Source organism: Deltaproteobacteria bacterium, from assembly GCA_029858205.1.
Classification (GTDB): domain Bacteria; phylum Desulfobacterota; class GWC2-55-46; order GWC2-55-46; family DRQE01; genus JAOUFM01.
This window is the reverse complement of sequence record JAOUFM010000001.1, coordinates 61122-73387: the sequence shown is the minus strand read 5'-3', so window position 1 is coordinate 73387 and position 12266 is coordinate 61122. Positions and strand designations below refer to the sequence as shown.

Below are 12266 nucleotides of genomic sequence, written 5' to 3'. Positions count from 1 at the left end.
ACCGTTTTAAATCAGGAATAAAAGTATGAGCGGCACGGTTATTATACTTATAACCGTGCTAAGCGCTACTATCGAGGCAACGAGTGAGCTGTCCATCTTGTAGCGGTGGCTAAAGACGAATGTTATCACAGCCGAAGGCATGGAAGATGACAGTATGATTATCTTTGCCGTAAGCCCGGTAATGCCGAGAACCTTGATTATTATTATTGCCGCAAGCACGCCGCCAAACATCCGTATACCTACCGCAGAGAGAGATGTCTTTATGTCAGCGAGCTTTGTGTTGCGAAGCTGGTAGCCGAGGCAGACAAGCATCACGGGGATTGTGGCAGCACCCAGCATGTCGAAGGTTTTTAGTACCGGCTCCGGCGGATGCGCGTGCAGAAGGTTTAGCGCTATGCCTATTGCTGCGGCGTAGATTAGCGGCAGTTTAAACATCTCGCCCATGCCGTCCTTTCCTTTTGCGATGTATATGCCAAGCGAGTATACAAGCATGCTAAGTGCAACGTAGTACACGACCGCTATCGAGAGCCCTTCCTCGCCAAAGGCCAGGAGCGCTACAGGGAAGGGGATGTTACCTGTGTTCATGAACATCGTCGGCAGGTATATGTCGCGTATATGTTCCTTTCCCGATATCTTTATGTAGAGTTTCGTCAGAAGGCCGACAAACAGGACGACAAAGCACACGGCAACGGCTATGAGGAAAAGTTCCTTTGCCGCTGTCTCGCGTTTTAAAAGCGATGATATTACGAATGCCGGGATGGTGAGGTAAAGAAGTATCTCGAGAACCGGTTCGATGTCGAGTTTCTTAAAGTGCGAAAGCAGGTACCCGAGCCCCATTATCGAGAAAACGGGGAATACGACGTAGAGCACTTTTATGACAAGTTCCATGTAAAATGGGTTTTAAAGGGTAGAGGAAATGACAGAGCCCTGTGTTATCAGGGCTCTATCTCCATAAGTGTTTCGTCCGGATTGACCGAATCGCCGACCTTAACGAGTATGCGCTTTACAGTGCCGTTTACCGCGGCGTGCACCTCGCTCTCCATCTTCATGGCCTCGACTGTCAGGAGCACGTCGCCTTCTGCGACCCTGTCGCCAACCGCTACCTTTATCGAAGTCACCTTTCCGGGCGCGGGTGTGGTGATGTCGCCTTCCTTCTTTGCCTTCGGGCGGCTCGACTGCGGGATACTTTCGCTCTCTATCTCGCCGGCGGTCGAGGGGATGATTTCCTGCAAAGACTCTATCATGACCTCTTCCAGGCGGTCGTCAATCTTAAGGAAGAACGGCCTTTTGCCGTCGACCTTGTGTCCTGCTCCGGCGACCTTTACTTTGTAGGTCTCGCCGTGCACGGTGATGTTGAATTCGCTTGGCGCGTAGTGGCGCGCCTGGGCCTTGGGTTCTTCCGGAAGTTCAAGTGGCTCTGGCGTGAGCGTGCCTTTTTCCCTCTGCTCGAAAAATTCAAGAGCTACCATCGGGAACAGACAGTACGATAGAACGTCCTCCGGGCTCTTTGCCTTTCCAACGACTTCCTTTGCGAGCTTGTCGAGCTCCGGCTCGAGAAGGTCCGCGGGCCTTACTGTAATTGGCTTTTCATCGCCTATGGCCTTTTTTGTTGCTTCTTCGCTTACCTTCCCAGGAGGCCGTCCGTAGAGGCCCTTAAAGTAGTTCTTTGTCTCGCTTGTTATGACCTTATACCTTTCGCCGGTTAGCACGTTAAGTGTTGCCTGCGTGCCCACGACCTGGCTCGTTGGAGTAACGAGGGGAGGGTATCCCATCTCTTCTCTTACGCGCGGAATTTCGTCTAAGACTTCGTCCATCTTATCGAGCGCGTCCTGCTGCTTTAGCTGGTGCGCAAGGTTGGATATCATGCCGCCGGGGACCTGCACGATAAGGGTCTTTGTGTTTACGCCCGAATACACGGTCTCGAACCTCTTATATTTCTTTCTGACGTTTTTAAAGAACTCGGCTATGTCGGAGAGAAGGTTAAGGTCGAGCCCTGTGTCGAACGGAGAGCCCTGGAGCGCTACCACCATCGTCTCTGTCGGAGGCTGCGACGTGCCCGAGGCAAGCGGGGAGAGTGCCGTGTCTATGATATCTGCCCCTGCCTCTATGCCCTTAAGATACGTCATCGCGGCAAGCCCGGACGAATCGTGTGTGTGTATGTGCACCGGCAGATTGACCTTTGCCTTTATTTTTGTCACGAGGTCGAATGAGGCAACGGGAGTCAGAAGCCCGGCCATGTCCTTTATGCAGACGGTATCCACACCCATGTTAGCGAGCTTCACTGCCTGCTCTGCAAACCCCTCGTGCGAGTGCACGGGGCTCGTGGTGTAGCATATGCAGCCTTCCACCGTTTTCTTTGCGGTCTTTACAGCCTTTACCGCGACCTCGATGTTACGAAGGTCGTTTAGCGCGTCGAATATCCTGAAGACGTCTATGCCGTTCTTTGCCGAGAGCTCGACGAACTTTTTTACCACGTCGTCGGCATAGTGGCGGTACCCGACCAGGTTCTGGCCCCTTAGAAGCATCTGTAGGCGCGTGTTCGGTATAGCCTTCCTGAATGTCTTTAACCGCTCCCACGGGTCTTCCTTTAGAAAACGAAGACATGAGTCGAAGGTGGCTCCGCCCCAGGCCTCGAGGCTCCAGTACCCGACCTTGTCGAGCATGGAGCAGGCCTCAACCATGTCCTCTGTTCTAAGGCGCGTTGCCAGGAGAGACTGGTGCGCGTCACGCAGCACCGTGTCCATTATCTGCGTCTTGCGGCCAGATGAAGCCTTTGCCGACGTTGCCTGTTTTTTTGCGGGCTCGGCAGCTTTCTTGGTCGTTTTCTTGGAGTTTGTAGCCATTATACGATGCTCCTTCTTTAGAATCCGTGGTACGCGGCTATTGCCGCAGACGCGGCAGCGACGATGTCCGTCGGGTCCGCGTACTCGTAGTACTGTTTAAGGTCCGGCTTTCTGTCTATATAGCCGGTATCGAAGTTGCCTTTCCTGAAGTCGTCTTCGCGCATGATGTTTGCGAGAAACGGTATCGTTGTTTTTACGCCCCTTATGATAAACTCATCGAGCGACCTTGTCGTGCGCTTTACAACCTCGTCCCACGTTGACCCGTGCACCATGAGCTTTGCAACCAGAGAGTCGTAGTATGGCGTTACTTTATAGTCCCTGTATATCGCGCCGTCTATCCTTACGCCTATGCCTCCGGGAGAGTAGTAGGCCGTTACCTTGCCGGTGTTTGGCATGAAGTTATTCTTCGGGTCCTCGGCGTTTATGCGGCACTCGATTGCGTAGCCGTTGATCTTTACGTCCTTTTGCTCGAAGCCAAGCGGAAGCCCGGCTGCGATTTCGATTTGTTTCTTCACTATGTCGATGCCCGTTACCATCTCGGTTATGCCGTGCTCGACCTGCACCCTTGTGTTCATCTCGAGGAAGTAGAAGTTACGTTCCGAGTCAACCAGGAACTCGACCGTGCCGACGTTCGTGTATGACGCTGCCTTTGCAGCTGTTATCGCGCTCTCGCCCATGCGCGCTCTGAGTTCGTCGTCGAGGATGAGGGAAGGGGCTATCTCGATAAGCTTCTGGTGGCGCCTCTGTATGGAGCAGTCCCTTTCGCCAAGGTGCACGAAGTTGCCCTGGTTATCTGCCATTATCTGGAACTCGATGTGGCGCGGCTTCTCGAGATATTTCTCAAGGAACACGGCAGAAACCCCGAACGCTGCCTGCGATTCTTTTCTCGATGTCTCGATGGCTCTTTTGAGCTCTTCTTCGTTTCTTGCGATTCTAAGCCCTCTGCCGCCGCCGCCGCCCGATGCCTTTACCATGATGGGGTAGCCTATTTCAGGGGCAAGCTTTATTGCCTCCGCCTCGTCGGCTATAGGGTGGTCTGTGCCCGGAAGCACGGGGACACCGGCCTTCTTTACCATTTCCCTTGCGCGCACTTTGTCGCCCATGTCGGCAATTGCCTGCTCGGATGGGCCGATGAATGTTATGCCGCGCTTTGCGCAAAGCCTTGCGAACTTCGGGTTCTCCGAGAGAAACCCGTAGCCAGGGTGTATGGCGTCAACGCCGACCTTCTTTGCGAGGTCGACTATCTTATGGATGTTCAGATAGCCTTCGATTGGGCCCGGGCCGACCATGTAGGCCTCGTCGGCCTTTTTGACGTAAAGGCTCGTTGTGTCAGGCTCCGAGTAAATGGCAACAGTTGGTATCTCGAGCTCTTTACAGGCCCTGATAACCCTTGTAGCTATTTCGCCTCTGTTGGCAATGAGTACTTTTTTGAACATAATCGTGGTCTTGCGCGTCTAATCCGCGAACGTATATTATTAGCCGGAAATGGGCGCTGTGTCAAGGAAATACGGGGTTTTCCGCGCCATTTTTGCGGCGCAGGAACTGTGCTCAGCCTTGTTTCCTGATGTGCTCCGCAGCCTTTGTGAGGCGTTCAAGCGTTCTTTCCTTGCCAAGGGCAGAGAGGGTCTCGTGGATACCCGGGCTAACGGTATTTCCCGTGACAGCAACCCTTACGGGCTGGGCAAGGGCAACGAGCTTTATGCCTTTTGCCTCGATGACGCCTTTGAATGCCGCCTCGACAGAAGGCTCATCGAAAGAGGCAAGGGGCTTTAATGCTTCGATTAAAGCCTCGATTGGCTCAAGCGATGCCTTTGTGAGGAACTTCGTAGCCGCTTTTTCGTCGTACTTTATTTCTGTAGCAAAGTAGAAGGCCGCGCTCTCGGCAGTTTCCTTGAATGTGCGAGACTTCTCTTTTACTGTCTTTACTATCTGTAATAGGCGCGGGTCATGCTCCGCGTCTATGCCGAGTTCCTTGAAATGCGGCAGCGCGTGCTTTGCCACACTCTCGACGCTTGATTCCTTTATGTAGTGGTGGTTTAGCCAGATGAGTTTCTCAGGGTTAAACACGCCCGAGGATTTGCCCACATTTTCCAGCGTAAACTTTTCAATGAGCGACTGCAGCGTAAATATTTCCTCGTCGCCGTGGCTCCAGCCAAGCCTTGCAAGGTAGTTTATCAGGGCCTCTGGCAGATACCCCATGTCTCTATAGGCGGTCACTGACGTTGCGCCGTGGCGTTTGGAGAGGCGCGTTTTGTCGCTGCCGAGTATCATTGGGAGATGGGCGAATACCGGGAGAGGGAACCCGAGCGCGTCGTACATGAGCATCTGCTTCGGCGTGTTATTTAAGTGGTCGTCGCCTCTGATTACGTGCGTTATGCCCATGGTAGCGTCGTCTACGACAACGCAGAAGTTGTATGTGGGTGTAGTGTCGCTTCTAAGTATTATAACGTCCTCTATGTCCGAATGCTCGAAAGCGGTTTTGCCTTTTACAGCGTCGTCGACAACTGTTTTTCCGGGCCCTACCTTGAACCGCAAGGCAAAGGGAAGGGCGGGCGAGTCTGTTCTTTCGCGGCAGCGGCCGTCGTACTTTGGCGGGCGGCCTTCTTTAAGGGCCTGCTTTCTTCTCTCTTCGAGTTCTTCTGCCGTGCAGTAACACTTGTACGCGTCGCCTTTTTTAAGGAGCTTGTCGGCATATTCCCTGTATAAGTCGTAGCGCTTGCTCTGGTAGAACGGGCCTTCGTCGTACTCAAGCCCAAGCCACTCCATGCCGTCGAGGATTGCCTGTATGGATGCCTCTGTGGAGCGCTCGGCGTCCGTGTCCTCGATTCGAAGGACGAATTTGCCTTTGTGCTTTCTTGCGTAGAGGTAGTTAAATAGCGCGGTTCTTGCTCCTCCGATGTGGAGGTATCCGGTGGGGCTCGGTGCGAAACGTGTTTTTACCGTCATCTGTTTGCTGTTTTGAAAAACCTTTCGAAGAAGTTTTTATTTTATTACGAACCCTGCGTACCCGACTGTGTAGGTGGTATCTCCGCTTGCCTCTGCCGATGTAGTGTGCCCGGCAAGCGTTGCCTTTGTTGCGCCGAGCTCTTTTGCCGCGTATAGGGCAATCGCAGCCGGGATAGCGCCGCACATCGTGATGCGGTGTTCCTTTATGACCTTTAAGAGCCCCTCCGGGTCGAGTGCGAGCACCTTGTCTATGGCAAGGCGGTCTTTCTTTCTTGTTATCTCGTCGCTCTCGTAATGGTTCATGTCCGAGCTTACGACGATGAGGGTTTTCTTCTTGTGCTTTCTGATTGCCTTTGCCAGCGCAGCTCCCGCGTCCTCGCATGCCTTTTGGGAGGATGACATCACGGTGATGGGCACGATTTTCGCCTTAGGGTTTTTAATATATATGAAAGGCATCTCGACTTCAAGGGAATGTTCGCGCTCGTGGGCAAGGGTGTCGGCGGTAAATAGGCGTGATGAGTCAAGTATTGCCTCCGCAAGGTCTTCGTCAATGTCGAGGTTTCCAAGCGGCGTTTCCCACGTGCCTTTTGTCATGACCGCGAATGCGTCGCCAAGACCCGTGTGGTTTGGGCCGATTAGCACTACACTTTCCGGTACGATGACCCTTGCGAACGCTTCTCCGGCGGTTTTGCCGGAGTACATGTACCCGGCGTGCGGGGCGATTAAGGCAACGGCCTTTTCCTCGGCAGTGGAGTGCGCGGAGGAAATATAGCCTTCGACAGCATGACGCAGCGAGTCCGAAGAACCCGGGTAGAACTGGTTTGCGACAAATGGCTTTCGTATCTGCATGCTGCGCGTCCTCTGCGGCGTGTTATTGCCGCTTTTTGAAATTTTATCAGAAGAGGAGTTGGTTGTCCATTTGTTTGAAGTCCGCCATCTGCGGACGGGTTTTGTTTTTCCGGCGCAGTGTGGTAGAATCGTGACGGGGTAAGAGGATGGCGGGGTATGACCAGTCCTGTACGGTTATGCGACTCGCGGACGGTAATTGCTGACGGAAAATGGATTAAAGGGGGGATGACATGAAAAAAAATATAATCAAATGCGTGGTATTTTCACTATGCTGTGTCTTTATGCTTTGTATGGCCCGCGATGTGTTTGCCGCGCGGAAAGGTTATTTTACAGGCGGTGGTGTTAGTATGGTTGTGTTAAATACTGATACCGATGAGGTTATAAGTAAAAAACAAAATACTTCGGAAGACTATGAAAACATAAGTGTTTATTCGGGAGTATATTTCAAGGAAGCTAATGCGTTAGTGCTTCTGAAAGACAATGGCGTAGAGGTCTTTGATGCTGATACGCTTGAGTCAAAAAAAATTATAGTTGACGATGGGTACGAATATAGTCAACTCGCGCTTAATATGGGCAGGGGGGCCGCTATATTTCATGCTACTGGCGGTGGCAATAGAGAGGACATCACAGAGTATGCGTTATTAGATGCTAATTTGGAGTTTACATTCGTTAAAATGCTTTTTTTGCCTCCTGCTCACGATTCTCTCGACCCGGCGCCTGGTTTTTCTGCAGATGGGAAGAGGGCGTATGTTTTCAGGTCATATGATACCACGCTTAGGAGCATAGATTTAAATACAAACACAGTTCAGAAGACTGTTGTATTGCCATATGACCAGTTGTCATCGAAAAATTTTCATTTAGCTTACGTTAAGGATATAAAAGGACAGAAGGTTCTTGTTTCCGGGACACAAATCGTCAATGGCGCGGAAGCGGACGGTTATTTTGTATATGACCTGGAGGCAGATACTGCCTCGCCGTTGCTTAGTGCAAAGCTTGCTAATGCAGCTTGTATGTTGTCGTATTCTGCCAAGATTTTTGTTTGTGATGAGGTGTATGATTCGGGTAAGCATGAGGAGCCGATAAAAAGTTTGGGTATTCTTCATATTTATGATGTAAAAACAGGGGGGAGATTGGTTTGCTGAATATAGGGTCGGTTTCTAATCAACAGTTGGTTAATATAGGGCTTTCTCTGGATTACTTTGTTGGAATAACGCCGGATGATAAGAAGCTCTACTAGATGTCTACCGGAGGCCTTGTTGTGGTTGACTTGGTTAATGTAAGTATCTTGAAAGTAATTAAGGGAGTTTATGCGAGGACCGTAACTTTTGTGGGGTATTAGCGGCAAAGGGTTGGTCGCACCCGGCGTGGCGTGGTAGCATCTGGACGGGGTTATGGATGGAATATAATGTTTGAAGTTGTAAACTGCCGTGGTCAGCAACGGGAACAAATGGCGCTTAAGAAAAAAAGAACATTGACGTCTATACGTAAGAAGCTTGGGCAAGAACTCAAAAAGCTTGCTAAGGCCGATGGGGTCAGTTTGCTTGGCAGTTGGTTTCCTATGCATCCTGCAGCTGAGTCTGCAATGGTGAATTGGAAATCCGAAGAGCTTGGCAAGGTTATGAAGGTAGATGAGTATGAAGGAGAAGGATGGAATTTGTCGTGCTGGATGGATAAGAGCGGGCTCATGTACGAGCTCGACACTCTTTCTGTTTCAGCCCGGAATTGTGATGAAAACGCGGGCGTAATATACGATCTGTATAAAGCATGGTTTTTGAAAAATACGACTCCCAAACGAATGGAGAAACTGATTGAGCGGTATGAGGCGGAATTAAATAAAGAAGTAAGACCTGCAAAACCTCACAAAGACAAAAAGGTGCCCAGGTTACGAAAAGTGAAAAACTGGAGAGGATGCGGATGGCCGGTATCCCGGAAGTTAAAGTTGCCTGGCGATAAAGATGCCAAGGGAAAGGTCGTTCTTTATTGGTATAAGGTTTCCTCTTTGAGAATGCCTGTAATGTTAATGGGCTGGAAAACCATTAAAGGTGTTACAGGTGAAGATGTCAAGAGGGCATTTGACATAAGGTTTCCTGTTGAAGGATGTGTCGATATAACAGTAGCGCGGCCGATGGTGGGTATGCCAAAGAAATTTTTAAATGCCGATAGTGTTTTGGCTGTAAATTGGTTCCGGGACAGGTTGCAAGAGCTTACAAAAGAAGATATTTATATAGATAAATACTATTATATCTTGCGTTATGAATCTAAATAGTTTTTAGCGGTGCTGGGTGCAACGCCTGCTCCGGAGGCCATGCGCGCCATTTTTAATCCTCGAATATAAGTTTGTTAATTTTTTGTACGGCGTCGTAGATGCGTCCTTCTTCGACGCAGACTGTTTCAACGCCTTCCGCGATGCATTCGAAGCAGGTGTCATGGAAAAAGAATATGTAGTGCATATATGGTTTGTTAAGAGGCTCTCCCGTATTGATATGGGAGCCGTAATGCTTTAAATGTTTCGCGATCCATGGAGAGTTTTTCACTGCGTAAGCCGCATAGGGCCTGAGACCATTTTCGTAAAGCGGGTGCTGGTGAGCTGCTTCGTCGTTTGGATAGCCGAATATGTACTGGGAATTATTTTTAAATCTGACAATGGCATATGTGCCGTTGTCTCTGCTATTTTCAGTTTTTACGCAGTAAGCAAGGTATAGATTGTTGTCGTTCGATATTATATGCGGGAGCGGAGCGCCTGTGGCAGGGTGCGGCAGGCCGGTAAGTTCTATTAGCTGTGCTTTTTTGTCTTTATCGTACATGTTTTTTTGGGAATTGTATTACGAAGTCCGTAGGGCGAGTATTGCTCCCATCGACCCTCTCATTTTTCCCCCGTTTTCCCCTCTGCCTTCTCCGGCTTTTTCCCTGCCACGAGCGAGACTATCCAGAAGAGCAGCGCCAAGATGAAGAACACTTCGGTTGAGTTGACGTAGAACTTCACTATCCACGGCGAGTTCGCAAAGGTAATGTTCTTATTCGTTGCAGTTAGCACGTAAGAGGCAATTGCCGTAAGCACGACGATGACCGTCCAGGCTGTCCCGGGGTTTAGCGAAAACCTTTTTATACCGGAACGCGCGGCGAGTATGCCGAGTGCAAGCCTTAATACCGTTCCAACCAGGGCTCCGATTGTGTATGCGCTCATTGCCGTAACCTTCCGATTTATTTGGTTAAATCATGTTATGGATATGCTATGGAGCATATCAGGGAAGGGGCACGGAGTCTACTGTTTTTTTCGTGACATTGCGGCCGCAGAGCGCATTATCAATAGTATCTTAAAATTACCCTTGAAATCCCATAACCCCTTATGTTATAAAGATATGTCTTAATTACGCACGCGCCTGTGTGTAACGAGGGTGCCCGGAAGGCCGGGCGGCTTTTAAAGGCGCGGAGGATATTAACCCTTAAAAGGAGAAAAAGAGAAAATGGCTTACCTTACCATGAAGCAACTCCTCGAGGCGGGAGTGCACTTCGGTCACCAGACAAAGAGATGGAACCCGAAGATGAAGCCTTACATCTTTGGAGCAAGAAACGGCATCTACATAGTAGACCTGCAGCAGACCGTAAAGGCATTCAAAATCGCCTACGATTACATCCGCGACGTTGCCGCAAAGGGGCAGAAGGTGCTCTTTATCGGCACGAAGAAGCAGGCCCAGAACTCTATTGAGCAGGCTGCCAATAAGTGCGGCATGGACTACATCAATCAGAGATGGATAGGCGGGCTGCTGACCAACTTCTCTACCATCAAGCAGAACATCGACAGGCTAAAGAAGCTTAGCGCCATAAAGGACGGAGCTTCCTCTACCGAGGCCGTTACCAAGAAGGAAGCCCTGCTTCTCGAAAGAGAGAGGGTAAAGCTTGAGAAAAACATCGGCGGCATAAGGAACATGACAAAGCTTCCTGGCGCCGTGTTCGTCATAGATTCGAAGAAGGAGACTATCGCGCTAAAGGAAGCAAGAAGGCTAGGCATTCCGATAGTCGCAATCGTCGATACAAACTGCGATCCGGACGAAGTCGACATCGTGGTCCCGGGTAACGACGACGCCATCCGGGCAATAGACCTCTTCGCAAACGCAATGGCAGAGGCGTGCATGGAAGGCAAGGCCCTTTACGAGCAGAAGCTCGTGAAGGAGACCGATAAGGCCGTAGAGGCAAAGGCAGCGGCCGAGATAGACGCAAAGAAGGCGGCCGAAGAGGCAGCGGTAGCAGAAGGCGCGCCGGTCTGATAGGGCCGCGTCTTTAGCGATATAAAAATACATCGGAGGATTTTTTAGATAAAATGGAGATTTCAGCTGTCAAGGTAAAGGAATTAAGGGAAATGACCGGGGCCGGCATGATGGACTGTAAAAAGGCCCTTAGCCAGACCGGAGGGGATTTCGAGAAGGCAATCGTGTTTCTTAGGGAAAAGGGCCTTGCCCAGGCGCAGAAAAAGGCCGGCAGGAGCGCAAAGGAAGGGCTCGTTACCTCCTATATCCACGCTGGCGGAAAGGTCGGCGTGCTCGTAGAGGTGAACTGCGAAACCGACTTTGTCGCCAAGAACGAGGACTTCATCGCGCTGACAAGAGACATCGCCATGCAGGTAGCTGCCATGAGCCCTCTTTATGTAAGAAGGGAAGAAGTGCCTGCCGACATAATCGCGAAGGAAAAGGAAATATACAAGGTCCAGGCAAAGGAATCCGGAAAGCCAGAGAAGGTTATCGAGAAGATGGTCGAGGGCAAGCTCGATAAGTACTATAAGGAGACGTGCCTTGTGGAGCAGGTCTTTGTAAAGGACAACGACAAGACCATCGGGGATTTGGTCACCGCCGCTATCGCAAAGATAGGCGAGAACATACAGGTCAGGCGTTTTGCGAGGTTCAAGGTCGGCGAGGGCTTGAAGGACGAGGCTGAGGGCCAGGAGCAGTAAGGCGCAGAAAAGAGCTGTGTTTACGGGTATTGATGGGCGTGCCGGATTCCGGCACGTATAAAGTCCGCGATAAAACCAACACGGAGGTGATAATGCGAGTAGGTAGGGTTGCATTAATTGCTTTGTCGGTGTTGGTTTTTTTTGGTTGTGCGGTTGCTCCAACGGTTATTACTAATTCAAAAGACGAAACGGTATCGTTGGTGTATGGTTATATAGATATGAGTGATGGCGTTAAAGCCACTTTTTTGAATTCCAGCAAAGTTTCGTATGTCAATCTTAAACAAATAGATCCTGTCATAGATAAACCGGTTAAGTTATGCGGGGTAAGCAACGGCGCTTTTTGGAACGACCGTCTTTCCGCAGGCATTTACCAGGTGTTGGAATTCGGAAGGTACGAAAGGACGCCTGTTGTTAATATAACCCGTAGGTATCCACTGCCGGAATTCACCAAGAATATAACGGCATTCAAAGTAAGCAAGCCAGGTCTTTATTATGTCGGAACATTTAAATTGGTGGAAGAGTATGATGAAAAGATGGGGTATCAGTTTACTGTGGTGGAGACAGGCAAACCTAGAGAAAAGGAAGTGCTTGAAATATTGCTTCCGTTGAGTGAAGGAACCAAGTGGGAAGCCTTAATTCAGAAGCGTATTAAGGAATTGAAGTAATGTTCTATATCTTGCTGC

12 protein-coding genes are annotated in these 12266 nt (G+C 50.2%); 5 read left to right on the top strand and 7 right to left on the bottom strand.

Features of this window, described 5'->3' with window-relative positions; all coding sequences use genetic code 11:
- Nucleotides 1-6: 6 nt before the first annotated feature.
- The 5 genes from OEV59_00350 to amrB all read right to left on the bottom strand — a co-directional run bounded on the left by OEV59_00350 (nt 7) and on the right by amrB (nt 6638).
- Nucleotides 7-888, bottom strand: a complete 882-nt coding sequence (locus tag OEV59_00350; GenBank protein ID MDH4226191.1) for an AEC family transporter — start codon at nt 886-888, stop codon at nt 7-9.
- Nucleotides 889-935: 47 nt separating this feature from the next.
- Nucleotides 936-2744 (bottom strand): sodium-extruding oxaloacetate decarboxylase subunit alpha, encoded by a 1809-nt coding sequence (gene oadA / locus OEV59_00345; protein ID MDH4226190.1) that lies wholly within the window; start codon nt 2742-2744, stop codon nt 936-938.
- Between the two features lie 116 nt (nt 2745-2860).
- The gene (gene accC / locus OEV59_00340; protein ID MDH4226189.1) at nt 2861-4279 is read right to left on the bottom strand and encodes an acetyl-CoA carboxylase biotin carboxylase subunit; all 1419 of its coding nucleotides are present in this window, start codon (nt 4277-4279) and stop codon (nt 2861-2863) included.
- A 112-nt stretch (nt 4280-4391) separates the two neighbouring features.
- Nucleotides 4392-5789, bottom strand: coding sequence for a glutamate--tRNA ligase (gene gltX, locus OEV59_00335; protein ID MDH4226188.1), 1398 nt, complete (start codon nt 5787-5789; stop codon nt 4392-4394).
- Between the two features lie 36 nt (nt 5790-5825).
- Nucleotides 5826-6638 (bottom strand): AmmeMemoRadiSam system protein B, encoded by an 813-nt coding sequence (amrB, locus tag OEV59_00330; GenBank protein ID MDH4226187.1) that lies wholly within the window; start codon nt 6636-6638, stop codon nt 5826-5828.
- A gap of 230 nt (nt 6639-6868) precedes the next feature.
- On the opposite strand from amrB, the gene OEV59_00325 reads away from it, so the two are divergent.
- Together OEV59_00325 and OEV59_00320 are read left to right on the top strand one after the other, a co-directional pair.
- Nucleotides 6869-7780: a hypothetical protein gene (locus OEV59_00325; protein MDH4226186.1), complete on the top strand. Its 912-nt coding sequence runs from the start codon at nt 6869-6871 to the stop codon at nt 7778-7780.
- A gap of 227 nt (nt 7781-8007) precedes the next feature.
- Nucleotides 8008-8904, top strand: coding sequence for a hypothetical protein (locus OEV59_00320; protein MDH4226185.1), 897 nt, complete (start codon nt 8008-8010; stop codon nt 8902-8904).
- A gap of 52 nt (nt 8905-8956) precedes the next feature.
- On the opposite strand, the gene OEV59_00315 is transcribed toward OEV59_00320, so the two are convergent.
- The gene (locus tag OEV59_00315; GenBank protein ID MDH4226184.1) at nt 8957-9442 is read right to left on the bottom strand and encodes a hypothetical protein; all 486 of its coding nucleotides are present in this window, start codon (nt 9440-9442) and stop codon (nt 8957-8959) included.
- A 59-nt stretch (nt 9443-9501) separates the two neighbouring features.
- On the bottom strand, nt 9502-9822 hold the full coding sequence (locus OEV59_00310; GenBank protein MDH4226183.1) for a hypothetical protein: 321 nt from the start codon (nt 9820-9822) through the stop codon (nt 9502-9504).
- Nucleotides 9823-10102: 280 nt separating this feature from the next.
- On the opposite strand from OEV59_00310, the gene rpsB reads away from it, so the two are divergent.
- The 3 genes from rpsB to OEV59_00295 all read left to right on the top strand — a co-directional run bounded on the left by rpsB (nt 10103) and on the right by OEV59_00295 (nt 12248).
- Nucleotides 10103-10903 carry a 30S ribosomal protein S2 gene (gene rpsB, locus OEV59_00305; GenBank protein MDH4226182.1) on the top strand — a complete coding sequence of 267 codons (801 nt, stop codon included), beginning with the start codon at nt 10103-10105 and terminating at the stop codon, nt 10901-10903.
- Nucleotides 10904-10956: 53 nt separating this feature from the next.
- Nucleotides 10957-11583: a translation elongation factor Ts gene (gene tsf, locus OEV59_00300; protein MDH4226181.1), complete on the top strand. Its 627-nt coding sequence runs from the start codon at nt 10957-10959 to the stop codon at nt 11581-11583.
- A 92-nt stretch (nt 11584-11675) separates the two neighbouring features.
- The gene (locus OEV59_00295; protein ID MDH4226180.1) at nt 11676-12248 is read left to right on the top strand and encodes a hypothetical protein; all 573 of its coding nucleotides are present in this window, start codon (nt 11676-11678) and stop codon (nt 12246-12248) included.
- The last annotated feature ends 18 nt before the right edge of the window (nt 12249-12266 follow it).